At 67.6% G+C, this 26418-nt stretch carries 25 protein-coding genes and 1 tRNA gene; 5 read left to right on the plus strand and 21 right to left on the minus strand.

From position 1 onward, the window contains the following. Positions 1–7 precede the first annotated feature (7 nt). A complete protein-coding gene (locus tag LHP98_RS10390; RefSeq protein WP_227252466.1) occupies positions 8–700 on the minus strand; it encodes a M48 family metallopeptidase in 693 nt (230 codons plus the stop codon). A 124-nt stretch (positions 701–824) separates the two neighbouring features. On the opposite strand from LHP98_RS10390, the gene LHP98_RS10395 reads away from it, so the two are divergent. Together LHP98_RS10395 and LHP98_RS10400 are read left to right on the plus strand one after the other, a co-directional pair. Further along, positions 825–1157, plus strand: coding sequence for a TIGR02300 family protein (locus tag LHP98_RS10395; RefSeq protein ID WP_227252467.1), 333 nt, complete (start codon positions 825–827; stop codon positions 1155–1157). Positions 1158–1261: 104 nt separating this feature from the next. Continuing rightward, positions 1262–1337, plus strand: a tRNA-Ala gene (locus LHP98_RS10400). A 203-nt stretch (positions 1338–1540) separates the two neighbouring features. Here LHP98_RS10400 and LHP98_RS10405 read toward each other — a convergent pair. The 13 genes from LHP98_RS10405 to LHP98_RS10465 form a co-directional block, all read right to left on the minus strand. Continuing rightward, the gene (locus tag LHP98_RS10405; RefSeq protein ID WP_227252468.1) at positions 1541–2347 is read right to left on the minus strand and encodes a methyltransferase domain-containing protein; all 807 of its coding nucleotides are present in this window, start codon (positions 2345–2347) and stop codon (positions 1541–1543) included. Between the two features lie 3 nt (positions 2348–2350). Beyond that, the gene (locus LHP98_RS10410; protein WP_227252469.1) at positions 2351–3964 is read right to left on the minus strand and encodes an amidohydrolase; all 1614 of its coding nucleotides are present in this window, start codon (positions 3962–3964) and stop codon (positions 2351–2353) included. Further along, entirely contained in the window at positions 3957–4808 is an 852-nt protein-coding gene (locus LHP98_RS10415; protein WP_227252470.1) for a dimethylsulfonioproprionate lyase family protein, read from the minus strand. The genes LHP98_RS10410 and LHP98_RS10415 overlap by 8 nt, the downstream gene beginning before the upstream one ends. Beyond that, positions 4805–5644, minus strand: a complete 840-nt coding sequence (locus LHP98_RS10420; protein WP_227252471.1) for an ABC transporter permease subunit — start codon at positions 5642–5644, stop codon at positions 4805–4807. The genes LHP98_RS10415 and LHP98_RS10420 overlap by 4 nt, the downstream gene beginning before the upstream one ends. Beyond that, the gene (locus LHP98_RS10425; RefSeq protein WP_227252472.1) at positions 5641–6555 is read right to left on the minus strand and encodes an ABC transporter permease; all 915 of its coding nucleotides are present in this window, start codon (positions 6553–6555) and stop codon (positions 5641–5643) included. The genes LHP98_RS10420 and LHP98_RS10425 overlap by 4 nt, the downstream gene beginning before the upstream one ends. A 4-nt stretch (positions 6556–6559) precedes the next feature. Beyond that, positions 6560–7639 (minus strand): ABC transporter ATP-binding protein, encoded by a 1080-nt coding sequence (locus LHP98_RS10430; RefSeq protein WP_227252473.1) that lies wholly within the window; start codon positions 7637–7639, stop codon positions 6560–6562. A 31-nt stretch (positions 7640–7670) separates the two neighbouring features. Next, positions 7671–8774 (minus strand): polyamine ABC transporter substrate-binding protein, encoded by a 1104-nt coding sequence (locus tag LHP98_RS10435; RefSeq protein WP_227252474.1) that lies wholly within the window; start codon positions 8772–8774, stop codon positions 7671–7673. 68 nt (positions 8775–8842) lie between these two features. Continuing rightward, a complete protein-coding gene (locus LHP98_RS10440; RefSeq protein WP_227252475.1) occupies positions 8843–10048 on the minus strand; it encodes an aromatic ring-hydroxylating oxygenase subunit alpha in 1206 nt (401 codons plus the stop codon). A 1-nt stretch (position 10049) separates the two neighbouring features. Next, positions 10050–11183, minus strand: a complete 1134-nt coding sequence (locus tag LHP98_RS10445) for an aromatic ring-hydroxylating oxygenase subunit alpha (RefSeq protein ID WP_227252476.1) — start codon at positions 11181–11183, stop codon at positions 10050–10052. Further along, a complete protein-coding gene (locus tag LHP98_RS10450; protein ID WP_227252477.1) occupies positions 11183–12367 on the minus strand; it encodes an aminomethyltransferase family protein in 1185 nt (394 codons plus the stop codon). Before LHP98_RS10450 ends, LHP98_RS10445 begins: the two co-directional genes overlap by 1 nt. Next, positions 12364–13881: a phytoene desaturase family protein gene (locus LHP98_RS10455; RefSeq protein ID WP_227252478.1), complete on the minus strand. Its 1518-nt coding sequence runs from the start codon at positions 13879–13881 to the stop codon at positions 12364–12366. The genes LHP98_RS10450 and LHP98_RS10455 overlap by 4 nt, the downstream gene beginning before the upstream one ends. After that, the gene (locus tag LHP98_RS10460) at positions 13862–15475 is read right to left on the minus strand and encodes a phytoene desaturase family protein (RefSeq protein WP_227252479.1); all 1614 of its coding nucleotides are present in this window, start codon (positions 15473–15475) and stop codon (positions 13862–13864) included. The genes LHP98_RS10455 and LHP98_RS10460 overlap by 20 nt, the downstream gene beginning before the upstream one ends. After that, positions 15472–16830, minus strand: coding sequence for an aspartate aminotransferase family protein (locus tag LHP98_RS10465; protein WP_227252480.1), 1359 nt, complete (start codon positions 16828–16830; stop codon positions 15472–15474). The genes LHP98_RS10460 and LHP98_RS10465 overlap by 4 nt, the downstream gene beginning before the upstream one ends. A gap of 135 nt (positions 16831–16965) precedes the next feature. Between LHP98_RS10465 and LHP98_RS10470 the strand changes: the two genes are divergently transcribed. Further along, positions 16966–17607 (plus strand): TetR/AcrR family transcriptional regulator, encoded by a 642-nt coding sequence (locus LHP98_RS10470; RefSeq protein WP_227252481.1) that lies wholly within the window; start codon positions 16966–16968, stop codon positions 17605–17607. Between the two features lie 15 nt (positions 17608–17622). Here LHP98_RS10470 and LHP98_RS10475 read toward each other — a convergent pair whose 3' ends face one another. The 7 genes from LHP98_RS10475 to LHP98_RS10505 all read right to left on the minus strand — a co-directional run bounded on the left by LHP98_RS10475 (position 17623) and on the right by LHP98_RS10505 (position 23514). Further along, positions 17623–18255 (minus strand): class I SAM-dependent methyltransferase, encoded by a 633-nt coding sequence (locus LHP98_RS10475; protein ID WP_227252482.1) that lies wholly within the window; start codon positions 18253–18255, stop codon positions 17623–17625. Between the two features lie 19 nt (positions 18256–18274). Continuing rightward, positions 18275–19597, minus strand: coding sequence for an ABC1 kinase family protein (locus tag LHP98_RS10480; protein ID WP_227252483.1), 1323 nt, complete (start codon positions 19595–19597; stop codon positions 18275–18277). A 52-nt stretch (positions 19598–19649) separates the two neighbouring features. After that, positions 19650–20033 carry a NifB/NifX family molybdenum-iron cluster-binding protein gene (locus tag LHP98_RS10485; RefSeq protein ID WP_227252484.1) on the minus strand — a complete coding sequence of 128 codons (384 nt, stop codon included), beginning with the start codon at positions 20031–20033 and terminating at the stop codon, positions 19650–19652. A gap of 24 nt (positions 20034–20057) precedes the next feature. Beyond that, positions 20058–20558 (minus strand): lysozyme inhibitor LprI family protein, encoded by a 501-nt coding sequence (locus tag LHP98_RS10490; protein WP_227252485.1) that lies wholly within the window; start codon positions 20556–20558, stop codon positions 20058–20060. Positions 20559–20592: 34 nt separating this feature from the next. Further along, positions 20593–20784, minus strand: a complete 192-nt coding sequence (locus tag LHP98_RS10495) for a hypothetical protein (RefSeq protein WP_227252486.1) — start codon at positions 20782–20784, stop codon at positions 20593–20595. Between the two features lie 256 nt (positions 20785–21040). Further along, on the minus strand, positions 21041–21820 hold the full coding sequence (locus LHP98_RS10500; protein ID WP_227252487.1) for a GntR family transcriptional regulator: 780 nt from the start codon (positions 21818–21820) through the stop codon (positions 21041–21043). Positions 21821–21822: 2 nt separating this feature from the next. Beyond that, a complete protein-coding gene (locus tag LHP98_RS10505) occupies positions 21823–23514 on the minus strand; it encodes a glycerol-3-phosphate dehydrogenase/oxidase (protein WP_227252488.1) in 1692 nt (563 codons plus the stop codon). Positions 23515–23800: 286 nt separating this feature from the next. On the opposite strand from LHP98_RS10505, the gene LHP98_RS10510 reads away from it, so the two are divergent. Further along, complete coding sequence (locus LHP98_RS10510) at positions 23801–25336, plus strand: FGGY-family carbohydrate kinase (protein WP_227252489.1); 1536 nt, start codon at positions 23801–23803, stop codon at positions 25334–25336. 44 nt (positions 25337–25380) lie between these two features. Beyond that, the gene (locus tag LHP98_RS10515) at positions 25381–26418 is read left to right on the plus strand and encodes an ABC transporter ATP-binding protein (RefSeq protein WP_227252534.1); all 1038 of its coding nucleotides are present in this window, start codon (positions 25381–25383) and stop codon (positions 26416–26418) included.

A 26418-nucleotide genomic window follows, 5' to 3' on the forward strand; every position in this document is an offset into this window, starting at 1 on the left:
CCGGGGGTCAATCCCCGAAGCGCAACCGGTGCAGGTCTTCGCCATGCGCCCGCAGCCAGGCCCGTTCCCGCCGCCAGTCTGGGCAGATGTCCGAAACGACCTGCCAATAGGCTGGTGAGTGGTTCATCTCGACCAGATGCGCCACTTCATGCGCTGCAACGTAATCCAGCACCGAAGGCGGCGCGAGGATCAGTCGCCAGGAATACATCAGCCGCCCGTCCGGACTGCATGAACCCCAGCGCGACCGCGTATCCCTCAGGGTCAGTTGCAGATAACCGCGCCCCACCAGGCCCGCATATCGGGTGGAGGCCGTCGCCAGCCGGTCCCGGGCCAGGGTCTTCAGCCAGGCCGCCACCCGCACCGCCGCCACTGCCGGATCGCCGGGCACCAGGAGGCGACCACCGTCCACCCGCACCGACCGGCCCGGCCCCGGTTCCAAGCACAGCGGCACCCCTTCGACCGGCAGCGTGGTCCCCAGCGCGACCCGCGCCCCCGCGGCTTCGGGCATCCCGGCCAGGGTGGTGCGCAGCCAGTCTTCTTGCGCCATCAGGAACCCCAGCGCCTCGCGCTCTCGCGCGCGTTGCGGCAGGGTCAGCGTCACCTTGCCGTCCAGCCGCGATACCCTGAGCGAGAACCGCCGCGCCCGGGCCGAGCGGCGCAGGTGAACCTCGACCGGCGGATTTCCCGGCAAAACCGGCATTCTTTTCCCTTGCAAAGCGGTTGCGCAGGGCGCATCTGCGCCATGTGACAAAGCCTTTGACAGCCGCCCCGCGCTATGGCAAGGGGCTGCTTTCCGGATTGCCCGAAACCGAAGGGACCAACCCATGCCCAAGCAAGAATGGGGCACGAAGCGCATCTGCCCGACCACCGGCAAGCGCTTTTACGACCTGAACCGCAGCCCCGTCGTCAGCCCCTACACGGGCGAAGTGGTGGACATCGAATCCGTCCGCCGCAAGATGGCCGCCGCGGTGATCAGCCGGGTCGTGCCCGAAAAGGACGACACCCTGGTCGACGAGCTTGAGGTGGACGAGGATCTGCTGGAAGCCGCCGTCCCGGACGATGCCGAGCTGGACGACGACCTGCTGGAAGACGACGCCGACGACAACGTTTCGCTGGACGAACTGGCCGACGTTCCCGGCGACGAGGAAGACGTCTGACGCACCTGCGATCCGGCCCGGGGGCCTGCATTTTCCACTTGCAGCCCTCCGCGCCTTCGCCTAGACACCCGGCACCGCGGCGGGAACTCCGCGGGACCTCCGGTGGGGCCGTAGCTCAGTTGGGAGAGCGCTTGAATGGCATTCAAGAGGTCAGGGGTTCGATTCCCCTCGGCTCCACCAGTCACTTCCATCCAAACCATTGAAATAGCTTAGGCCGCCAGACAGGCCGCCGCTCGCAAAGCGGTTGTGTGTCGGCTTGGGCGGTGTTGAATCGGTCCGGCTGGTGCCGCTCAGGGCAAGGCCACGCCACTTGAGTCATGGGTGAGGCCGAACCGGGTTCCGCCTCAAGGCCATGCGGTCGGTCGGGGCCCGTGCCTGGTGCGTCAGTGGTCCATGGCCCGACCTGGACGGCCCGGATCGGCCGGTTTCTTCGCGCGAAGGTGGGTCGGGCAATGCTCGCCGCTGTCGAGAACGGGGATCATGCGGCGCCAGATGTCGATGTTGCGGTCGACGAAATCGCGTCCCAGGGTCCTCGCCGCACGTTCGCCGATGTCTCCCTGCAGGCCGGCAAGTTCTTCGCGCGCCCGGGTTCGATACCAGAGGTTGCGCGACTGGATGTCGATGCTGTCAAAGCCCGCCACCGTCATCGCGTCACGGTAGCGCTCCGGCGTCGCCATGCCGAAATCAAGCCCTTCGGCCGCGATGTAGGCGGCCATGCGCGGTGACACATCTTCGGTGCCGATCAGCCAGTCGGAGGCCAGGAACCAGCCGCCGGGCCTCAGCACGCGAAGGACCTCTGCCATCAGGGCGTGCTTGTCGGAAATGTGGATGATCGAATCCTTCGAGAACACCACGTCGAAGGTGCAGGGCGGAAAGGGCAGCGGGCCGGGGGCGACCTTGGCCAGGCCGATGCGCGCGCCGAGACCGGCCTTTGCCACCAGGGCACGGGCATGGCTCAGCACCGCGTCCTCGACGTCGATCCCGGTGACGTAGCCCGCGCCGTGGGCACGGACCAGGGCAATGTCGATGCCACCCGCGCCGCAGCCGATGTCCAGAACGGATCGTCCTGCAAGAGCCTGCGTGCCGATCACGCGGGCGACCTCTTCGGCGCCGCCGGGGGAAAGAAAGCCCTCACCCCATATGGCCTCAAGCATGGCGATCATGTGCGGCGGATAGTGCTCTTCGCTCATCGGTCAGTCTCCAAACGGGGCGGCGGCATGCACGGGGCGGCCCTTGAACAGGGTCAGAAGGACCTGCGTTTCGGAAATCGCCTCTGGTGCACAGGCGAAGATGTCCTGGCTCACCACGATCAGGTCGGCCGAAAACCCCGGCCGCAGAAGGCCAGTGAACCCGCTGCGCCAGCAGGCCCGGGCGGCCTGCAAGGTATAGCCCAGCACGCATTCCTCGACCGTCAGGGTCTGGTCGGGCTGGAAGGGCGCCCGGCGTCCCTCGGACCGGCGGGGCTGGCGGGTGACGGCGGTCTCGATGATCTGGAACGGGTTCAGCGTGGTGACCGGCCAGTCCGACGACAGGCACCAGTCTGCACCGGCGTCCAGCATCCGACGGAAGGCATAGGTGTCGGGCCAGCGCGCGGGGCCGATCATGTCCAGCGCGATGTCGGGCACCGTGGGGTCGAAGCGGGCCCAGAGCGGCTGGATGTTGGCGGTGGCCAGCGAGGCGAGACGGCCAAGATCGGCGCGGTCGGTCAGTTGCAGGTGGGTCAACTGATGCGCGGCAGGCCAGGGACCGTTTGCCGCGCGGGCGGCCGCAAGGCCATCAAGCGCGCGGCGCGCGGCGGCATCGCCGATGACGTGGACGTGGATGGCGAAGCGGGCAGCGTCAAGCGCGGTGAACAGAGCCCCGGTCTGGTCGGCGCCGAACATGCAGGGGGCGTTGCCGCCGGGGGCATCGGCATAGGGCGTCAGGCAGGCGGCGGTGCGGTTCTCGAACACCCCGTCCATGAAGAACTTGGCCGAATGGGCATGGAAATCCGGCCCCGGATGCGCCGCCCGCAGGGCCGACAGGCGGGCGACGGCGGCCAGTGGCGTATCGGCCTCGGTCACCAGGGCCGCACCCGCGACCCGCAGGCTGAGCGCGCCGGTCGCCGCGGCTTGGGCATAGATGCCGGCCTCCAGTTCGGTGATGCGCGGGTCAAGAACACCGGTAATGCCATGCGCGTTGGCATGGGCCTGCCCGGCGCGCAGGCCTTCAAGCCAGGTGTCGTCGGACAATTGCGGCAGGCGGGCCACTGCCCAGGGGATGGCTTCCTCGTGCAGCATGCCGGTCGCGCGACCGCCGGTGTCACGGACGATGTGGCCGTTCGGCGGGTCGGGCGTGGCGTCGCCGATCCCGGCCAGCGCCAGTGCGCGCGCGTTCAGGCAGGCGTTGTGGCAGCTGGAATCGTAGATCACCACCGGGCGGTCGGGCACCACGCGGTCAAGCAGCGCTGCGGTCAGGTTGTGGTCGCCGAACAGCCCCGGCTGCCAGCCCGCCCCCAGGACCAGCGGCAGATGCGCCTTGGCGCGGGCATGGGCGGCAAGGCTGGCCAGCAGGCCGGACTCGGAGGTCACGTCGTAAAGCTGGGCCGCAGTCGCCAGGTCCGTCCCGCCGGACAGCAGGTGGATATGGGCGTCCTGGAACCCCGGCAGGACCAGCCGGCCGCCGGCGTCGATCTTGTGTGCGGCCCCGGGCGGGGTGCCCTGCCCCAGCGCCGCGATGCGGCCGTCACGGATCAGGCACCATTCGGCAAAGGGGCGCGCCGGGTCCATGGTGCGGATGCGGGCGTTGTGGATCAGCAAGTCAGCCAAGGCGCAGCGCTTCAAGCTGGGGCCAGTCGGGGGCGGGCAGGACATGGGCGGGGGCCGCCACGTCGCCGGTCCAGCCGAACAGGCACAGGAAGGGGATGCGGCCGACCTTGGTAAGATGGGGGCGGTGCGGCGGGTTCCAGACCGGCCGGTGGGCGGGCTTGATGACCAGTGGTCGGCCGGGGCCGAAGCGCCAGCCGTGCGGACCGGTGAGAGGCACGTAGAGCTCGGGGGCGGCGTGGGCATGGTCGCGGTACAGCACGTGGGGGGCAATCAGGAAGACCCCGAAGTCGAAGTCCCGCGCCGGGATCGCAGCCTCTTCGCCGATCAGCGAGGCGAAGGCGTGGCCGGTGGCAAAGGCCTCGCCGATCTGGTCGCGCGGATAGCTGTCGTAGGTGATCCAGGCTAGATGCGGCACGGCGGCGGCAAGCGTGGCGGCCAGCGCCGGTTGGTCGGGCGCCAGGGCCGCCAGCGCGGGGGCAAGGCAGGTGTCGACCACGGCGTTCCGGGCCGGGACGGCAGCGGTCACCGGGCCGTCGCGCCATTGCGCGATGCCGTGGCGCATCTCGGCCACGCCGGGGCCGGGCAGGTCCGCAAGGTAGCGGTCGGCTTCGTCCATCAGCGCCCGGATCAGTGCCGCGGCCCCGGGCGCGGGATCGGCGGGAACCGGCAGGCCACGATCCGCCAGCACCTGCGTCGGCGGGCCGCGGTCGTCGGCCGATGCCACGCGATAGGCCTCAAGCTGCGCGGCCGACAGGTGCCCCTCGGCATGCAGCCGCATTGCATGTCCATAGCGCGTCCGGCCCGAACCCGGCGCGCCCAGCGGAATGCCCAGAAGCCCGCTCACTCGTTCGCCCGGTAGGCCAGCCGGGCATCCTGCACCCGCCGCCGTTCGGCCCGGTTCAACACAATGCCGGCGACCAGCACGCCGGTTCCGACGACCAGCACCATCAGCGTGGCCAGCGCGTTGACGTCAGGCGTGACGCCCAGCTTGACTTTCGACCAGATCAGCAGCGGCAGGGTGGTGCCCCCCGGCCCTGTGGTGAACGAAGTGATCACCACATCGTCGAGCGAAATGGTGAAGGCCAGCAGCCAGCCCGACAGGATGGCGGGGAAGATCACCGGCAGGGTCACGTCGAACAGCACCTGCCAGGGGCGCGAGCCCAGGTCCATCGCCGCCTCCTCGATGGCGCGGTCGGCCTGAAGCATCCGGGCCTGCACCACGGTGGTGACGAAGACCATGGAAAAGGTGATATGCGCCAGCGTCACGGTGGTGAACCCGCGCTGCCCCGGCCAGCCGACCCATTCCGCCAGCATGATGAAGAACATCAGCGAGGAGATGCCGGTGATCACCTCGGGCATGATCAGCGGCGCGGTGACCAGGCCGGAAAACAGGATGCGTCCGCGAAATCTGGTGAACCGGACCAGGGCGATACCTGCCATGGTGCCAAGGATGGTGGCGATGGTGGCCGAGACCAGCGCGATCTTCAGCGACAGCAGCAGAGCGGCCATGATCTGCTTGTTCGAGAACAGCGACTCGTACCATCGGGTCGAAAACCCGCCCCAGACCGTGGCCAGGCGGCTTTCGTTGAAGGAATAGACGATCATCGACAGGATCGGCACGTAGAAGAAGGCAAAGCCGAAGGCCAGCATCGAGATGAGGAAGACCGGACGGCGCTTCACTTGCTGCCCTCCGCCCGGGCCTGGAAGTGGCTGTAGACCATCGTCGGCACGACCATCAAGAGCAGCAGCATCACCGCCACGGCCGAAGCCATCGGCCAGTCACGCGCCGAGGCGAACTCGTCCGAGATGACCCGGCCGATCATCGGGCTGGCGGCATCGCCGACCAGCGTGGGGATCACCAGTTCCCCCGCAGCCGGGATGAACACCAGCATGCCGCCGGCAATGATGCCCGGAATGCTTTGCGGCAGGGTGACGTCGAGGAACACCTGATGCGGGCGACTGCCCAGGTCCAGCGCGGCCTCGTCCAGCGTGGGGTCAAGGCGTTCAAGGCTGGCATAAAGCGGCAGGATCATGAACGGCAGGTAGGTGTAGACCATCACCAGCACGACGGCGAAGTTCGTGTTCATCATCGGGATGGACTTCACCGCCCAGTCCATCGGGACAAGCAGGTTCCAGGCATCGGTCAGAAGGCCGTTGAACCAGCTGTTGCGGCCCATCAGCCCCATCCAGGCATAGACGCGCAGCAGGAACGAGGTCCAGAACGGCAGGATCACCAGCATCAGAAGGATGCTGCGCCAGGCTGGCGCAACGCGGCACAGGCCCAGCGCCATCGGGTAGCCGATCAGCAAGCACAGCACCATGGCCAGCCCGGCGTTGACCAGCGATGTCAGGAAGGCGCGCAGGTAGAGGCCGTCGCTCAGGACCCGGGTGTAGGATTCCCAGCTGAGCACCGGATACTCGCCGCCCCAGCTGATCGGCGGAGCGGTCGAGGTCTTGGTGGCTACGCTCATAGCCACGACAATCAGGAACGGGACCAGGAACAACACCAGCAGCCAGAGATAGGGCGCGCCGATGACAAGACCTGCCCAGCCCTTGCGGTCGAACCAGCGGCCAAGGCGGGTTTCGGCCATGGCGTTACTCCGCCAGCACGATCGCGGCGGCGGGATCGAACGACAGCCAGACCCGGTCGTCCCAATCGGCCACGCGCGCGCCTTCGTCGCCGCGCCGGGCGTTCACCGCATGCGCCGCAACCAGCACGCCCGAGGGCAGCACAATGCGGTAGAGGCTGTCCTTGCCGAAGTAGGCCAGATCCTTCACCAGCCCTTCAAAGGCATTCGCCCCAGCCGGCCTGTCTTTCGAAATCCGCAACTTCTCGGGGCGCAGCGCCAGCGTGAGCGGCTGCCCCTCGATGACGGCAGGAACGTCGCGCGCAGCGACCCTGCCGCCCAGCGCGGGCACGTCCAGCAGCAGATTGCCGCCATCGCGCCCGGTGGCGCGGGCTTCAAATGCCGTGATCGAACCGATGAAGCCGGCAACAAAGCGGCTGTTGGGGAATTCGTAGATCTCAGTCGGGCTGCCGATCTGTCGAACCTGGCCCTTGTCCATCACCGCGATCCGGTCGGCCAGCGTCATCGCCTCTTCCTGGTCGTGGGTCACGACGATGAAGGTCACGCCGGTACGGGCCTGGATGCTCATCAGCTCGAACTGGGTGTGTTCGCGCAACTTCTTGTCCAGCGCGGCCAGGGGTTCGTCCAGCAGCAGCAGCTTGGGCTGCCGGGCCAGCGCGCGGGCCAGCGCCACGCGCTGCCGCTGGCCGCCGGAAATCTGGTGCGGCTTGCGGTCCGCAAAGGGCGCAAGCTGCACCAGATCCAGCATCTCGCGCACACGGGCGGCGCGCTCGTCCTTGCCGATGGACTCGTGCTTCAGGCCGTAGGCGATGTTCTTCGCCACCGTCATGTGCGGAAACAGCGCGTAGCTTTGGAACATCATATGCACCGGCCGCGACCAGGGCGGCACGCCCGCCATGTCGCGACCGTCCAGGAAGATGCGTCCGGCCGAGGGTTCCTCGAACCCCGCCAGCATCCGCAGGAGGGTGGTCTTGCCGCAGCCCGACCCGCCGAGAAGCGCGAAGACCTCGCCCTTCGAGACGGTCAGCGACACGTCGCGGACCGCCTGGAAGCTGCCGAACAGCTTCGAGACCCCTTCGATGCGCAAGAAAGGATCGGGCGCGGGCTCTGACATCGCCTCAGCCGCCCGTCTTGATCTCGGTCCAGACCCGGGTCATCGCCTCTTCCTGTTCGTCGGTCTGCGGCGTGGGAGTGTAGAGCCGCGCCATCACCGTGGCATCGGGGTAGACCGCAGGATCGGAAGCGATGGCCGGGTCGACAAAGGCGGTCGCGGCCTTGTTGGCATTGGCATAGCCGGTGAAGTCGGTGCAGGCGGCGGCGACCTCGGGGCGCAGCAGGTAGTCGATGAAGAGATAGGCGTTTTCCAGGTTCGGCGCGTCCGAGGGGATGCACCACAGGTCGAACCAGGCCGGCGCGCCAGTCTTGGGCACATAGTAGGCAAGGTCGATGTCGATGCCCGCCTCGGCCGCGCGGGCCTTGGCGACACCATAGTCGCCCGACCAGTTGTTCACCGCGCAGACCTCCTGGTTCGGCAGCGCGGTCAGGTAGTTGGAATTGTCGAAGGTGGCGATGTAGGGACGGATCGCCGCCATCGCCTCGGCCAGCTTGCGGTACTCTGCCTCGCCCGCGGTGTTCGGGTCCAGCCCCAGGTACTTCATCACCATGAACCCGGCGTCGGTGGGGCTGTCCAGGATGGAAAGCCCGCAATCGGCCAGCTTCGCCGCGTTCTCGGGGTTCATGATGGTGTCGAGCGATTCCAGATCGGCATCGGGCAGGCGTTCCTTCACCATCGCAAGATTGTAGGTCATGCCCACCGAGCCCCACATATACGGCACGCCGTACTGGTGGCCGGGGTCAAAGCCCTCGATCACCTTCAGGATGTCGGGGTCCAGGTTGCCCCAGCCGGTCAGCCGGGCAAGGTCCAGCTTCTGGAACACGCCCGCCTGCACGAAGCGGCCCAGCGACATGCCCGCGTGCAGCACCACGTCATAGCCGGTTGAACCCGCGAGCATCTTGGCCTGCGCCTCTTCGGAACTGGCATAAAGGTCGTAGACCACCTCGATCCCGGTCTCGGCGGTGAAATCGGCGACGGTGGTTTCGCCGATGTAGTCGGACCAGTTGTAGACATTGACCGTCCCGCCCTGCGCCCAGGACGGGCGAACATAGGGCATGGCAAGGCCCCCGGTCAGGGCCGCAAGCGTGGAACGACGAGTGATTCGCATGGGTCTTCCTCCTCTGCTTTCGGCGCCCTCTTGCGGGGCGTTGATTTGATCAAAAGCTTACCGACATGTCAGCCTGTGCCAAGCATTTCCTTGTTCCGGGCGGCCATTTCCCTTTCTTCGGGCGGTTCGGAAAGCCGCATCACCGGCAGCAGCGCCCGCAGCCCGTCATGGTGGCGGCGCAGTCCCCATTCGTGGTCCGAAAGGTGGAAGCCGTCGAAGGCCGAAGAGCGCATCGATTCGTTCGACCAGACCGTCAGCTTCTGGTCCTCGACCGAGGTGTCGCGGTCGATCCGCTGGGCCAGGTAGCGCGACAGCCGCTGCACCCGCGTCTCGTTGGCCCGGCGGTAGCTGCGGCCGGTCAACAACGTGCTGTCCGCGGCGCGCGGCAGGTCGTGGTAGAACTGCGCGCCCTCGGGGGTGAAGGCAAAGACCGTGTTGGGGAAGAGACCATAGTAGGTCCAGCTTCGCCGCAGGTGCGGCGGCAGGTCCGGCCGCTCGGGGACATGTTTCACATAGTGCCGAACCGACCAGCGCCGCCCCGGCCGGTCGCCGAAGACCCCGACCGAGACATGCAGCCCGCCCGCAAGGTAGATGTCGCGATAGTCCCGCCCATACAACTCTTGCAGCGACGGGTGGGCCAGGGGGACATGGTAGCCCTCATTGTCCACGTCGCGCACGGCTTTCCAGTTCACCGGCAGCTCGGCCTGCCAGGGGGCAGTGCTGGCGGGCAGCAGCGCGGCCGCGCCATAGGCCGCAAAGTCGGCGGCATAGGGGGCCAGAAGGTCGGCAACGGCGGGTTGCGGTCCAGAATGGAACCGCAGGAAGACGAAGCCGTGGAAAATCTCCATCTCGATCGGTTTCAGGGCGAATTCCGCCCGGTCGAGCCGGCCGAAGCTGTCGGGCTGTGCGGCCCCGCGCAGACTGCCGTCCAGATTGTAGACCCAGCCGTGGAACGGGCAGACCACGGCGCCGCGGCATTGACCCTGTGCCCCGTCCACCACCCGGGCTCCGCGGTGGCGGCAGAGGTTGTGAAAGGCCCGCACCTGCGCGTCCTGCCCACGCATGACAACGGCCCGTTCGCCCAGAAGGTCGAAGGTCAGCCAGTCGCCGGGGGCAGGGATGTCGTTCACATGTCCCGCCACCTGCCAGTGGTTGAGAAACACGGTCTGCCGCTCAAGGTCGAACAACGCCGGCGAATGGTAGGTCCAGGGCGGCAGGCCAGAGCGGTCCCAGTCGTTGGGGATAGGCAGGGACTGTAGCGGCATCTCCGTCATCTCAACCCTCCATCTGCTGCAACACCCAGCGGTGAAAACGGCGAATCTCGTATTCCTCGGGCATCAGCCGTGCCGCGCGGAACGCGGGCGAGCGCATACCGCGCTGGTTCATCTCCGACGCTGCGCCATCCTGCTGCATCACGATCTTCGCAAAGGCTGCGACCGCGGCGGCATCAAAGCCGGGCTGGGCCAGCGTTTCGGCCGGGAAATGCCATTCGGCGATCAGCCGCGTCCGTTCCGCCCCCTCGGGCACCAGCCGGACCGAGCGGACGTAGTCGACATGGGCCACGACATAGACCGAGGGCCAGAGTGTGACGAAGTTGTACCCGGCCGCGCGTTCCGCCGGCGTCAGCCCGGGGAACACCGCGCCGCAGGGGGCACCGTCCATCGTCCAGGTCTTGGCGCCGGGGCGCAGGGCGGGTCCTTGCGCGTCGTCGGGCGTCCAGCCCAGGGCCTCGGTCTGACCCATGATCCCGCGGCCGTAGATCGGGACCATCTCGCACAGTTCCGGGTGGATGCCGGGGCAATGCAGGCATTCCGAGTAGTTTTCCCAGAAGGTCTTCCAGTTGCAGGCAATTTCGGTTTCCCACCGGTGACCGGTGGCAAGGCTCTGCATCGGCCAGTTGTCCAGTGTGGCAAGGCCGACGTCAGCCCAAAGCTCACCCGGCTCGGGGGCAAGGTTGAGGAACAAAAACCCGTTCCAGACCCGGGTTGAGACCGGGCGCAGACCATGGGCGTCACGGTCGAAGTCTGCGGTTGGGATGGCGTGGCCGGTCGCCAGCAGACGCCCGTCTGCCGCCGCAAAGGACCAGGCGTGGTAGGGGCAGCGGATCAGCTTGCCCAGGGGTTCCTCGGTGGCCCTGCACAGTTCAGACCCCCGGTGCGGGCAGGAATTGTGCCAGGCCCGCAGCGTGCCGTCGCTGCCGTGCGCCACGATCACCGAGGCGTTGCCGACAGTCGCACGGCGCAGGGTTCCCGGCGCGTGATCCTCTAGCCGGCCCACGCAGACCCATTGCCGCGCGAAAATCGTCTCCATCTCGCGTGCGTGCCAGTCGGCCCCGACATAGGCTTCGCGCGGCAGGCCCAAGGGGCAATGGTTCAGGCGCGGCGACAGCGGGTGGCGGTGGTCGTCCATCAAACCCTCCCTGCCGGGGTGGCACGGCGACGGGGCGGGTTGAAGAACGGCCGCTCGACCACCGTCACCGGCAGCATCAGCTTGACATATTGCAGTTCGCGCAGGGCATAGATTTCGACCCAGAGGTTCCCGCCTGGCAGATTTCTCGCCTTGACCTGCGCCAGGGCGATGCTGGCCTTCAGCGCGGGCGACCAGGCCGCCGCGGTGACGAAACCGGCCTCGGTCCGCTTGTCATGGTACAGGATCGAACCTTCGGCGCTGACGTTGCCGGGAATGTCCAGGCCGACAAGCGCCCAGGCCGAGCCGGCCTGCTTTTCGGCCAGCAGCGCCTGGCGGCCGGTAAAGTGGCCCTTGTCCCAGTCGATCATCCAGCCCAGGCCCATCTCAAGCGGGCTGCGCGGGCGGTCCTCGCGCAGCGCCTGATGGGCGGGTACGAAGTCCAGGTTGGTGATGATGAACCCGGCCTCGATCCGCGCCAGGTTCAACGCATCGCTGCCGATGGGGCGGATGCCCCAGGGCGCGCCGGCGGTCATCAGCCGGTCCCACAGCGGCAGGGCCAGGGCCGGGTCGATCCAGAGCTCATAGCCCAGATCGCCGGTGAAGCCGGTGCGCGAGATGGTGACCTCGCCCGCCGCAAAGGCAAAGCGGGCCATGCGGAACGGTTTCAGCGCTTCGACATCGAACCCCGCCGCCGCCAGCACACTGGCCGAGCATGGCCCCTGCAGCGACAGTGCAGCGATGTCCTGGGTCACCTCGGCCACCTGCACGTCGAACCCTTCGGCCGAGTCCAGAAGCCAGGGCAGGTGCCGTTCCTGGCAGCAGATCAGGAAATCGTCCGGCCCGTTGCGGAACAGCGTGCAGTCATCCAGCAGCTTGCCGTCGTCGTCGCACCAGGCGGTGTAGTGGACCGCGCCGACCGGCAGGGTCGCGGCATTGCGCAGGGTCAGGCGGTTCAGGTAGGCGGCGGCGTCGCGCCCGGCGATGCGGTACTTCACCATCGGGCACAGGTCGTAGACCGAGGCCGCATTGCGGATGGCGGTGTATTCCATGTCCACATCGCCAAAGCACAGCGCGGCCATGTACCCGCCCCATGGCCCCCAGCGGCTCAGCACGTTCGCGGCCGCAGTGCGCGGGTGGAACGGCGTCTGCAGCAGCGGCGTGCGGAAATGGCCAAGCGTCGTCATGCCCGCGCCTCCAGCAGCGCGCCTGCGGCGTTCCAGCCCGCCGCGCCGTTGATGCCGCCGCCGGGGTGGCTGCCGGCTCCGGCCAGCCACAGGCCGTCTACCGGGGTCGAGTAGTGCGCGGCACCGAACTGAGGGCGGTTGAACAGCATCTGCTCGACCGCCAACTCACCGTGGTGCCAGTTGCCACCCACCATCCCGAACCGAGCCTCGATGTCCTGCGGCATCAGCAGGTCCGCGTGGCTGACCAGCCCGCGCAACCCCGGCGCATGGGCTTCGAGCACGCCGAGCGCAGCCTCAAGCAGCGCCGCCCGTGCGGCCGAGAGCCCGGCCCGAGGCGCATGCGGGGCATATTGCACGATGGCCGACAGCACATGCGCGCCCTCCGGTGCTTGGCCCGGCTCATGCGCGGAGGGCAGGATCGCCTCGAGCACCGGCGAATCTGGCACCTCGCCGTATTTCACCGGGTTGAAAGCCGCCTCGACGACCTCGGATGAGGGCGCGATGACCAGCCGCGACCGCAGGTCGGCGCCCCGGAAATCCGGCGCGTCGCGCAAGGCCAGATGCAGCTTGGCCGCCCCGCCGCGTGACCGGATGTGACCCGTGGCCCGGTAGAACCCGGCATCCAGCGCCGCCGCCCCGACCAGCCCGTGGAAGGTGGTGCGCGGGTGAATGGCCGAGACCACCAGCCCCGAGCGGATCTCCTCACCGTCGGCCAGAAGCACACCCACCGCCCGGCCACCTTCGACCAGCACCTGCTGAACCGCAGCCGTGGTGCGGACCCGGACCCCCGCCGACTCGGCTGCCCGGCCCAGGGCCGCCGCCAGCGCCGCCATGCCGCCCTTCGGCAGGAGCGAACCCTCACCCCGCGCCAGCCGGTCCAGATAGAGGATCAGCGAATTGGGCGAGCGCGGCCCCAGCCAGGCCCCGAGAGTGGCGTCGAAGGCGAGCAGGCCCTTCAATCTGTCGTCAGTCAATTCGTCCTCGGCCACGTCATGGACGTTGATCAGGATCATCCGCAGAAGCTCGCGCAGATTGGCGCGCCCCAGCGTCCGGATGCCAAGGGCCTGGCGGGCAAGGCCGGGCCAGCGGTTCTGTCCCGACAGCCGCGGCGGCGGCATCTGCCGGAACGGCGCCAGCACGCGGGCAAAGGCGGACAGCTTGGCCTGCAGCGCCGCCCAGGCGGCGGCGTCGGGGCCGGTGGTCTGGCCGCCCCGGACCACCAGGTGATCGCCGGTTGCCGAAACCACCGTGGTCGCAAGCGGCGGGTGAAAGACCAGGCCGTGCCGCGCCAGGCCCATCCCGTCGACCATCCGCGAATCCAGGCCCTGGGTCAGATGCGCCAGCGCCGGCGCGCGAAACCCGGGGGCAAATTCCCGCTCTCCGGCGCCGCCGCCAACCTTGCCTGTGGTCTCCAGCAGAACCACCTTGCAGCCCGCTGCCGCCAGGCGCGCGGCACAGGCGAGGCCGTTGACGCCGCCGCCGATGACCAGCACGTCAGAGGACCGCGTAGGCATCGCGCATCCCCCGCTTCATGCCGGCCTCGCGCAGCACTTCTGCCGCCGCATTCCGCCCCGGCGCGCCCATCACGCCGCCGCCCGGATGGGTGGACGATCCGCACATCCACAAATCGCGGATCGGGCTGCGGTACTGCGCATAGCCGGGGACCGGGCGGTTGAACAGCAACTGGTCGAAGGTCAACTCGCCCTGAAAGATGTTGCCCTCGGTCAGGCCCACTTCGGCCTCCAACTCCCGCGGCGTCCGCACCTCGACATGCAACACGCGGTCCTTGAACCCCGGCGAATAGGTCTCGATCTGGTTCAGGCAGGTGTCGCGAAAGGCGTCGCGATCGGCGTCGGTCCAGTCGCGGCCTTCGATCTTCGGCGGGGCGTATTGCACGAAGCAGGACATGAAGTGCTTGCCCGGCGGCACCATGGTCGGGTCGATCATCGTCGGGATCATCACGTCCTGGAACGGGTCGCGGCTGAAGCGGCCGGCCTTCCAGTCGTCATAGCCGCGCTCCATCCGTTCGATCGAATCGGTGAAGTGCAAGTCTCCGCGGACGTTCGGCGCGCCTTCGGGCAGGGCCGGAAACACCGGCGCCGAATCCAGCGCGATGTTCAGCTTGCCGGACGAGCCGCGGATCTTGAACGTCTTGACTCGACGCACGAATTCGCCCGGCAAAACGGCCTCGTCCACATGCCGCAGGAAGGTGCGCTTGACGTCCATGTTCGAGATTACCCGGCGGGCGCGCAGCACGTCGCCGTTGGCCAGCACCACCCCGCTGGCCCGCCCCCCGGTGACGTCGATCCGCTCTACCCCCTGCCCGGTGCGCACCTCGCCGCCGGCAGCCTTGAGCGAGTCGGTCAGTGCCCGTGTGATCGCGCCCATGCCGCCACGGGCAAAGCCCCAGGCGCCGACGTTGCCATCGACGTCGCCCATGTAGTGATGCAGCAGGACATAGGCGGACCCGGGGCTCATCGGCCCCAGCGCCGTGCCGATGATGGCCGAGACGGCGAGATAGCCCTTGATCACCGGGCTTTCGAAATACTCGTCCAGGAAGTCGGCGATCGACATGGTCCAGAACTGCACCATCCGCGCCCGCATCCGCTCTGACAGCGCGCCCATCTGCTTGCCCAGCCACAAGAGCTCGGACAGGTCGCGCGGCCGCAGGCTCGAGGGGTCGGGCGGCGTGCGCATCAACATCGGCCGGATGAAGCGGCAGAAGCGCAGGATGTCGCGGGCGTAGATGTCATAGGCTTCGGCGTCGCGCCTGGAGTGGCGGGCGAATTCCCGGCGGTTCGCGTCATGGTCGCGGAACATGCCCAGATAGCCGCCGCCCTGCTGGAAGACCGCACCGCCCTCATAGGGCAGGATCTGCAACCCGTGCTTCGGCAGCTCTAGATCGCGCATGATCTCGGGGCGGAACAGCGACGAGACATAGGAGCAGTTGGAATAGGTGAAGCCCGGGTAAAGCTCGCGGCTGACCGCAGCGCCGCCGATCCAGTCGTTCTTTTCGACCACACAGACCTTCATCCCGGCGCGGGCCAGGTAGCAGGCCGCCACCAGCCCGTTGTGGCCCGCACCGATGACGATCGCGTCGTGGATCATGCGTCCTCGCGCAGCTTGCCGTCGGCCTGGTCCTGCAAGGTCAGGTCCACCGCCTGTTCCACCGCCTGCAGCGTGTCGGAAAGGCAGGCCGCATCCAGCCCGTGCGACTCGCACATGAACCATGGCTCGCGCGAGTCGGGTTCGACGATGATGCCCAGATCGTGCAGGTAATATGCCATCCGGTCGTAGAAGCTGTAGTCGCTGGTCTTCCAGTCGCGATAGTTGTCGGGCGGGGTCGCCGCGAAGAAGATGCCGAACATCGACGGGTGGCCCGAAAAGCTGTGGACGATGCCGCGGGCGGTCAGGATCGCTGAAATCCCCGCCTTCAACCGCTCGCCATGGTTGGCCAGAGTCTCCAGCGCCGGGGTCTCGTCCAGGATGCGCAGGGTTTCCTCGGCTGCCGCCAGCGAGACGGCATGGGCGGTGTAGGTGCCGCCGTGGCTGGCCCCGCCGAAGCGGAAGGTGCGCATCACCTCTTCCCGCCCGGCCACCAGCGCAATCGGATAGCCGTTCGCCACCGCCTTGGCGAAGGTGGTGATGTCGGGCCGTACCCCCAGGATGCCCTGAATGCCGCCCTTGCCAACCCGGAAGCCGGTCTTCACCTCGTCGATGATCAGCAGCACACCGTAGCGGTCGCACAGGGCGCGGGCCAGTTGGACATAGTCCTTGCGGGCCGAGATGCCGCAGCAGTTGCCCTGGATGGGCTCGATCAGCATTGCGGCCAGCCGGTCACCGTGGGCCTTGAACGTGTCTTCCAGGCGCTGAAGGTCGTTCATCGGCACCAGGTGGGCCAGCTTGCGAACGGTGGGCGGGATGCCCTTGCCATAGGGAACCACCTCTGGATCGCGGTTCGCGCCCGGGTTCCAGCCGTCGAGGTCCGCCATCCACATCGCCGCGTCGAACAGCCCGTGGTAGCCGCCTTCGACCAGCAGATATTCCTCGCGTCCGGTGTAGGCGCGGGCCAGCCGCAGCGCCGCCATCACCGCCTCGGTGCCCGAGTTCGAGAACCGCACCAGTTCGGCCGCCGGAACCATCCGGGCAATCTGGTCGGCCACGACCAGTTCCTTTTCGGTCGACAGCGCGAAGACGCCGCCCACCTCCATGCCCCGGCGGGCGGCCGCGTCCACGCGGTCGTCGGCATAGCCCAGGATCGCCGGCCCGTAGCCCAGCCGGTAGTCGACATAGCCGTTGCCGTCGATGTCCCAGACTCGCCCGCCCTTGCCGCGCGCGACATAGACGGTGCGGTCGTCGCCCCAGTAGCGAAAGGTCGAAGACACGCCCAGCGGCAGCCGTTTCACTGCGCGGCGGAACTGCGCGTTGGATTTCGTCAGGTCGCGGTGCGGCCGGGCAGTCATCGTATTTCTCATGCTCTGTTGCGGGTGATTCAGCTTCCCATGCCACTGACTGATGTGTCAATCAGTGATCTCCCCCCTTTCCTCCCGGCCGACTTGGGCTAGAAAGGGCCGGCCCGTCAGAAAGGAAATCCGGTCTTGGCCGACACTGAAGCGTCCAGCCCAGAGCGGCCTCCGCGCACCATGAGCCGCGAGGCGCGCCGAACGCAGCTGATCGAATCCACGATCCGGACGCTGGCGACGCGTGGCTACGCGCGCACCACTCTGACCGAGGTGGCCAGGACCGCCGGGCTTTCGCATGGCCTTGTGCTGTTCCACTTCGAGACCAAGGAAAGGCTACTGTCCGAAACCCTGGCCTGGTTGGCCGAGGAATACCGCCAGAACTGGCAGGCCGCCCTGGGTTCGGCGGGCGATGACCCGGCCGACCAATTGGCCGCAATGATCGAAGCGGATTTCGCGCCTACGATCTGCACCCCCGAACGCCTTGCGGCCTGGTGCGCCTTCTGGGGCGAGGCGCAAAGCCGCCCCCTGTACCAGGCGGCCTGCGGCGAAAAGGACGAGGACTATACCCGGACCCTGGAAGCGATCTGCGCAAGAATGATCCGCGACGGAGGCTACGGCCTGGACCCGGTCTTCACTGCCCGCATTCTGCGCGTGACCGTCGAAGGCGTCTGGCTGGACATGATGACGATGGCACGGCCCTATTCCGTGCAAGAGGCGCTGGACACTGTGCGCCTGGCCGCGTCGCTATGCTTTCCACGGCATTTTCCGCGGGCCTGAGGGCGGAAGGTCAGATCAGGCCGCCCGGCTGCCCGGCCTGCGGGCAACGATATACGGGCCGTGCGGATTCTCGCCAAAGACATGTTCTTCGACGATCTCGAAACCGGCGTTCAGGATGGCCAGGCGCAGATCGGCCCGCGTCAGCCTGTTGGCCGGGGGAAACATCCCGATGCTGCGCAGCACCAGGAACAGGCCGCGCAGCTTCAGCCCCATGTCGGCAAAACACCAAGTCTTGCCGATCATCAACCCGCCAGGTTTCAGGTTGGCGTGGATGCGCGCAAGTGTCCCGTTGAGGTCATCCACCAGATGCAGCACCTGGAAGGCGCAAATCACATCGAAGGGCCCGCCGTCGAAGGCGCTGATGGCATCGGCTTGCACGAAGTGCAGGTTCGCCGGCGCAGGTTTGGCTTTCGCGATGCGCAGCATCTCGGCGGAAAAGTCGGTCGCCGTCCAATCCGCGACATGCGGCGCCAGCCTGATCGCGGTGGACCCCGTGCCGCAGCCGATTTCCAGCACCCGGTCGGTCGGGCGCAGGCGGCTGGCGGCATCGGCCAGCATCGCCTCGTAGGCGGACTGGTCCTTGATCGGGCGCGCGGCGTAGCGCGCGGCGATCCGGTCCCAGAACCGGATATGTCTGGTCGTGCTCATGTCGGGCCTCGTCCTGGGGTCACAGATGCGGTTCGATCAGGGCGCGCAGGTTGACCTGGGCCTTCATCCGCGTGGCCAGCATGTAGATGCCGCCGAACTTGCGCTGCAGGAACAACGTGTCCATCGGCGGAATCTGGAAATGCTCGCGGTCCTCGGCCATGGCCATGCCGGATTCGCGCATGCGAAGCGCAAGGTCGGTGGCACCAAAGTCGAAGGCGCCGTCGGTGCGCAGCGGCTCCAGAGACATCTCGAACATCTCCAGCATCGCCCGTTCCAGCCGCTCGGGCGTGCCCTCGGCGAGAAAGCCGATCTCCATCGCGGCGGCGCGGACACCGTCCCGGTCGCCGGCCAGCCCCGCCCGCAACAGGCGGCGGTAGAGGTCCGCGAAATCATCAGGAAAGGCGCGGGTGGCGCCGAAATCCAGCAAGATCACCTGCCCGGTCGCGGGGGCGTAGCGGTAATTCGCGAAGTTCGGGTCAGTCTGCATCAGCCGGAACTCGAACAACTCGCGGAACAGCAGATCGATCAGCAGCGTCAGCACCCGGTTGCGTTCGGCCTGCGGGGCGCCGTCAAGGTCGTCGATCGGCCGGCCTTCGACATGATCCATTGCCAGCACGCTTTGCGTGGTCAGGTCGGGGTGCAGCCTGGGCACCAGATATTCGGGCCGGTCGGCCAGTAGCGCGCCGAACTGCGACAGGCAGCGGCCCTCGCGTTCATAGTCGGCCTCTTCGTGCAACTGCCGCTTGGCCTCGGCCAGCATCGGTGCGATGTCCACGCCCTTGGGCACCAGCCCCGAGATGCGCATGAGCGAGGCGACGTTGTCCACGTCGCTGTCGATGCTGCGGCGCACGCCGGGGTATTGCACCTTGATCGCCAGGTCGCGGCCATCCTTCGTCCGTGCCCGGTGAACCTGGCCGATCGAGGCCGCGGCCAGGGGATGCACATCGAATTTCTGGAACCGGCGCAGCCAGTCAGGGCCCCAGGCCTCGGCCAGCACCTTCTTCAGTTGCGGTCCTGGCATGTGATGGGCATCGGCGCGCAGCCGGGCCAGGATCTGGGCCAGTTCCGGCGGCAGCATGTCGCCCGCGTCCATCGAGATCAGCTGGCCCATCTTCATCGCCGCGCCGCGCATGTGCGCCAGTTGGTCGGCCACCTTGCGGGCATTGGCGGGCGTCAGAAGCAGGTCGCCCATCCTGGGTCGCTGGCCCCGCGCCAGTTGCCGCGCGCCCTCGGCCGCAACGCTGCCTGCGATCGAGGAGGCCAGCCCACCCAGCCTGGCCAGCCGCGACAAGCGCGAGGCTGGCACGGCAATGGCTTTCGTCACGATCTTGCGATGCGGCATCTGGATGCTCTTTCTGGTTCGGGTTGGTCGGGCGGCGGTCCGGTTGGCCGGATCAGGAACAACCTTCGCAGCCACCGGCTTCGTCGTGGTCGTCATGCCGGTGCGGCGTCGCCGGGCGCAGGTTGCCCGATGCCAAATCGGCCGCCGCCTCGGCTGGAACGGTCTCTTCCGTGGTGACTGCCAGCACACCGCGCGCGGCCATGCGGCGCACGAAACCCGCGCCTGCGCTGCCGGCGATCACCGCCTCAACCGCGTCCAGCGGATGCGGACCATCGCCATGGAATTCGTGGATCGACATCGCTTTCGGCAGGTCCAGGCGGGCAACTTCGCGCGCCGGGCAGCCGGGGGATGCCTCGAAGATCAGGAACCGGCGCGTCTTGCCGGCATGGGCAGTCACGGTGCGAAAATTCTGGCTGGCGACGGCGATACGCATCATTGGGATCCTTGTCGGCTGCCGGGTCTAGCGGGCGGCCGAGGCTTCTAGAAACAGCGCCTGGTCGGCGATGAGGTGCATCATGCAGGTCGAGGCGGCCACCATCCGGTCGGGCTTGCCGAACCGCAACATGGCCTCGAAAATGCAGCGCTTTTCGGACCAGTCCTTCCACGCGGCCTGATAGAGGGCGAAGTCGTCCACCATCTTCGGCCCGCCTTTTGCGATCTGGGCGGCATGCTGCCGATCCAGCGCCTCGGCCTGCGCTGCCATCGCGGCATTGGCCGCGTTCAGCCGGTCGGTCCACCACCCGGTTTCGGCGTTCACGCAGATTGCGGCATCGACCTCGGTCGCGCCATTGACGGCCGCAAGGCAAGCGTCGGCAGCGCGGCCGACGCAGGCCTTGCGATCTGCGTCGGTGGTCGCTGCCGCAACGCAGGCGGCAGTCGGCTCGGGTGAGGGGATCGTCTGGGCGAACCCTGCCTGCGAGAACGCAAAGGGAATGAAGAACAGCAAGATTTTCGATCGCATGGGTCTGACTTTCCGGGCTGCGAAAGGCCCGTCGTCAAGACGGCAGGGCCTTCCGATCAAGCAGGAGCGCACGTTGCCCGAGCACGAATGCCATCGAGCAAGCGTTGTCATCAAGCACGCCGGCGCGGGCGTCGTCTGTGACCTTGTCACGTATCGAGCTGAGCGAAGCGCGCAGGGCAAGGCAGGCCAGTGTGGCCGCCGCACCCGCAAGGCCGAAGCGCGCCATTCCAGGAATTCAAGTTCTGCCTGGAACGGCATCCGCCAGGCGGCAAGGCACCCTGTCCGCAGCCTGCATGTCGCGTTGCAGCGTCGCGTCGGCCGAAACCGGGGTGATCGGTCACCGCATCCGCGCGGGCAGGGTGGCAGCAGGCTTGCGGGTGGCCGGCATTCGAATTCCGTCCCACTTCCGGATCGGCAGTCTCCGGCACCGCAGGGACACTTGGGTGTTCACGTGGCCATCGGGTCCGACAAGGCCGTCCGCTTCAGATGCGGGCAGAGCGGACCGAGACGTGCAGGCGCGACCGGTCGGTCAGGTACAGTGCCACGTAGTATTCGATCGGAACGTCGCGTTCGTCGTTGGCCACCGATTCCACTCGCAGGGCCGGGCGGCCGGCCTCGACCCCGAGAAGCCTGGCATCTTCGTCCGCCAGCGCGACCGACTCGATCCAGCGGTCGGCGCGGGCGAAGTGAATGCCGTATTGCCGCGACAGCGTGTCGTACAGAGACCGGGTTTCCAGCCCAAGGCTTTCCAGGCCCGGAACCAGGCTTGCGACCATCTTCCAGCGCACGATGGCGCGCGGATGGCCGTCGACCATCATCACCCGGTCGATCGACACCACCGGTTCGGATTCGTCGATCTTGAGGTAGCGGCGGACGCGCGGGCCTGGCTGGTCCATCGCCTGGCGCAGGATGCGCCGCGACACGATCCGGTTCTTGTCGGAAAGCTCGCCGGAAAAGCCGACGGCGGTGGACACGAAATCCTGGTCGTCACGGCGAGCCCGGACAAAGGCGCCCTTGCCCTGCAGACGGTAGATCACCCCTTCGTTAACCAGTTGCGACAGCGCCTCGCGCACCACCGTGCGCGAGACCTGGAACTGCTGGCACAGTTCCGCTTCCGACGGCAGGCGGGCATTCGGCTCAAGCCCGTGGTCAAGGATTAGGGCGGTAAGCGAGGATTTGACGCGGAACCACAGCGGAGTGCGGGCGGGGTGGCCCGCCGCCTCGGGCGAGGCGGCACCCGAAACCGGCTGTGATGCGGTCATCGTCATCCGGGTTGTGTCCGTCCCAGGTTCACCAGGTGTCTCTCTTGCAGCAGGCGACGGGTCTCGGCCCGTTCCGCCTGGGTGCGGTCGTCACTCCATCCCAGCGCACGCGACGCGACCTGAGCGATCTCGTCCAGGCGCGTATCGGTGAGCAGACCTTCGAACCCCATGAGCGTGCGCCGCAACACGATGTCCTGCAGGTGGGTCACCCGCTCGGCGGCACAGATAGCCCCGATCTCGGCGGGCGTATAGGCGGCGAGGTCGGAAAACTGCCGCGAATCCGCCGCTTCGGCCGCGGCGATGCGTCGCGCGCCACTGCCGTAGCGGTCGCACAGGATGCGGGCACGGACCGCGTCGATGCCGGTGTCCTGCGCCAGGGCCTGCACCCAGCGCGCCTTTTCTGCAGCCTCGCGCGGCAGCTCGCGCGCGCCGCCAATCGCCAGCGTATCGGTACGGCAGGTCCTCGGCCGCCCGCGCCAGGCCAGCACCCAGTCGACCACCTGTTCGCCGAAGGCACGGTATGTCGTCCACTTGCCGCCGACCAGGACCAGCGTCTCGAACGGGCGCCCGGGGGCGGGTCCGTGGCGGTCAAGCCGGTGGTCCCGGCTGATCTGGCCGGGGACATCGGCCTTTTGCAGCGGCAGGGGCCGCACCCCGGCCATGGCAAAGACGATCTCCGAGCGGTCGAAGCTTTGCCCCGGCAGGACCGGGCGGAGAACGTCGAAGATGTAATCGATCTCGGCTTCGGTGAAGTTGCGGTCGTCGGGGTCGTCGGTGCGCACATCTGTCGTGCCGACATAGAGGTGGCGTTCGTCCAGCGGCAGGGCCAGGCAGGCGCGGTGGTCGGCAGTCTCGAAATACAGCATCCGGCCGGCCATGGCGCGGGTCAGGTCGGGCTTGTCGATCACCAGGTGGGTGCCACGGGTGCCGCCGATCAGCCGGCCCCCGAAGCCGAAGCCCCCCTGCACCCGGTCGACCCAGGCGCCGGCGGCGTTGATGACCAATTTCGGCCGGACCTGAAAAACCTTTCCAGTGACCCGGTCGGTCAGGTCGATGGCGCCGTCGTGCTGCGCTCCGGCGGCGACATAGGGCAGCGCGAAGCTGTCGGCACAATCGGCCTCGGCATCGGCGACCAGTTCCAGAACCAGCCGTTCGGGATGGGTGATGCGGGCGTCGTAGTATTCGCCGACGCCAAAGACGTCGGGCCCCAGCACCGGCATCTCGCGCCGGGCGGCATCGCCCGACAGCATCCGGTGGTTCGGCATGGTCTGATGCGCGCGGCCGAAGACGTCATACAGCTTCAGCCCGATCCAGACCGGGACCAGACCCTTCGGCCCCGGCCGGGTGGTCAGCCGCAGGAACCGCGCCAGCGCCGTCAGCGCGCCGCCGAAACGGTTTTTCAGCGGCACCCAGATCGGCTGCGGATGCACCACATGGTGAGCGTTCTTGAGCAGCAGGTTGCGTTCCACCAGTGACTCACGTACCAGCCGCGCCTCGCCGGTTTCCAGATAGCGCAAGCCGCCATGGATCAGTCGCGAGGGCGCAGCACTGGTACCTGACGAGAAGTCACCCGCCTCGACCAGCAACGCCCCCACCCCTTGTGCTGCCAGATCGCGGAACACGCCGACGCCATTGATCCCGCCCCCGACAATCAGGATGTCGGGCACGCGCCCGGCGCGAAGCCGTTCGATCAATTCCCCCCTCGCTTGCATTCCCGCCCAACCTCCCCAGACGCATCGCGAGAGGATGGCAAAGCATACTTGTTATTACAAGATGCAAGATCGAGACATTGGACAGAGCGACCTTGCTGCGCCACGCACTGCGGGAATCTTGCCGCAGCACAGCAATTGGTGTCAGTTGTGCAATAGTTGGGCGCTTCCGCAAGGGCACTTGACAAGGTGCGGGGCAGATGTAGCGTAACTCGTTATTACAAGTGGTCGGTCCGTCCCATGCCGGACCCGACCTATCAGGGAGGAGGCCATGGGTTCTTGCGTGATCGGCATCGACGCCGGGGGCACGATGACGAAGGCTGCGCTGTTCGACCTGACCGGACGCGAACTGGCCTGCGCACGCAGCCGGAACGTGATGCTGTTTCCGCGGGACGGCTGGACCGAACGCGACGCTGATGCGATGTGGCGAGCCGCGACCGATGCGGTGCGGCATGTGCTGGCCGAAAGCGGTACCGCGCCCGCGGATGTGCTGGCGGTGGCCGTCTCGGGCTATGGCAGCGGGCTTTACCTGTTGGACCGGGCCGGCAACCCGGTCCGCAATGGCATTGTCTCGACCGACGGCCGTGCGGTCGCGATGATCGCCGGCTGGCAAGCGGATGGGCGTGCCGCGGCCTACCAGGGCGAGGTTCAGCAATATGTCTGGCCGGGCCAGTCGTCGGTGCTGCTGGCATGGCTGCAAGAGCATGAGCCCGAGGTTCTGGACAAGACCTACCGGGTGGCGTTCTGCAAGGATTTCCTGCGCACGCGTCTGTGCGGCGACCTGTCCACCGATTTCACCGACGCCGGCAGCGCAGGGCTGCTGGACTGCCGGACTGGGACCTATTCGCGGGCGGCCCTTGAGGCCCTTGGACTTGAAGTCTGGGCCGACAAGCTGCCCGAGATCGGCCGCTCGGACGAGGTCGTGGGCGGGGTCAGCGCCGAGGCCGCGGCCCTGACCGGGCTCAGGCAGGGCACGCCGGTGGTTCGCGGCACGGTCGACATGTCGGCCTCGGCGCTGGCTTCGGGGATTGTCCGCTCGGACCAGATGAGCGTCATCGCCGGCACGTTTTCCATCGCGGCCACGCTGCACACGGACGAACCGAAGACCGACACCACGCCGATGCTGCAGTTTCCCTATCCGCTGGGCGGCTGGCTTGCGGTGCAGGCCTCGGCCACCTCGGCCTCGAACTTGGAATGGCTGGTCAAGACCGTCCTCGCACACGGCGGGGCGCCGACCGGCGGCGGCGACATCTACGACACCATCAATGCTGCCGTGTCACGCCGGATGGGCATGCCGAGCGAGACGATGTTCTTTCCCTATCTTTTCGGCGGTCCCGACGGGGCGCCTGCGGGCCTGATCGGGATGAGCGCGCAGACCGGCTTCGACGAGATCATGCAAGCGGTGTTCGAAGGCATCGTATTCGCCCACAAGGCCGACATCGACCGGGCGCTGTCGGGCCGGCATGCCGCCCGACCGAAGGTGATCCGTCTGGCCGGCGGCGCCTCGCGCAGCACCTGCTGGTCAGAGATGTTCGCCGACATCCTGGGGCTGCCGGTCGAAGTGCCGGTCGGGTCCGAGTTCGGCGCGCTTGGCGTCGCGATCTGTGCGGCGGCGGCGGTGGGCGCATATGGCTCGCTGACCGAAGCGCAGACGGCGATGGCGGGCATCGCCCGGCGGCACGAGGTGAACGCCGACCGCGGTGCCCCGCATCTGGCAAAGTATCCGCGGCACCGGGTGCTGGAGCAGGCGCTTGCGGCAGCCCGGTCGGGCAATGCCGCTGCCGTCGCCTTCGGAGGCGCGACGTGATCGAGTTGCAGGGCGTCAGCAAATCGATCACCGGGCGGGTGCACATGCAACGCACCGACCTTGTGCTGCAGGACGGCACGATGAACGTGCTGCTGGGCCCCACGCTGGCCGGCAAGACCACGCTGATGCGGCTGATCGCCGGGCTGGACGTGCCGACCGAGGGCCGGGTGATCGACCGCGGCCAGGATGTCACCGGCGTGCGGGTGCAGGACCGCAAGGTGGCGATGGTCTACCAGCAGTTCATCAACTACCCGTCGATGACCGTCTTCGACAACATCGCCTCGCCCTTGCGCATCCTGGGCTGGGATCGGGCGCGGATCGAGGCGGCGGTCCGAAAGACGGCCGGGATGCTGCGGCTTGAGCCGCTCTTGGACCGCAAGCCGCTGGAGCTGTCGGGCGGCCAGCAGCAACGCTGCGCATTGGCCCGGGCGCTGGTCAAGGAGGCGCGGATCGTCCTTCTGGACGAGCCACTGGCCAACCTGGACTACAAGCTGCGCGAGGAGTTGCGCATCGAGATCCCCCGCATCTTTCAGGAATCCGGCGCGATCTTCGTCTATGCCACGACCGAGCCGGAAGAAGCTCTGCTCTTGGGCGGCAACACCGCGACGCTGTGGGAAGGCCGGATCACCCAGTTCGGCCCGGCGCCGCAGGTCTACCGCCAGCCGGTCGATGCCACCACGGCGCGGGTCTATTCCGATCCGCCGATGAATTTCGCCGCGGTGCGCAAGCAAGGCAGCCGGCTGGTCTTTGCCCGCGGCGTGCAGGCGATGGCGGGCGAGACGCATGAACGGCTGGCCGACGGCGACTATCTGGCCGGGTTCCGCGCCAACCACCTGCGGATGAACGCGCATTCCGGCGTGGCAGTGCGGCTGGACTGCACCATCGGCATCTCCGAGATCACCGGGTCGGAGACCTTCCTGCACCTCGATCACGCGGGCGACCGCTGGGTGGCGCTGGTGCATGGCGTACACCACCCCGCCCCGGGGAGCGCGGTTCCGATGTGGCTTGACCCCGCCCATGTGTATCTGTTCGAGCCAGGCGGCCGTCTTGCCGCCCCGGCGCCCTATGCAGGGATGGCCTGA

Source organism: Rhodobacter sp. Har01 (assembly GCF_020564565.1).
In the GTDB taxonomy this organism is placed as follows: domain Bacteria; phylum Pseudomonadota; class Alphaproteobacteria; order Rhodobacterales; family Rhodobacteraceae; genus Pseudogemmobacter.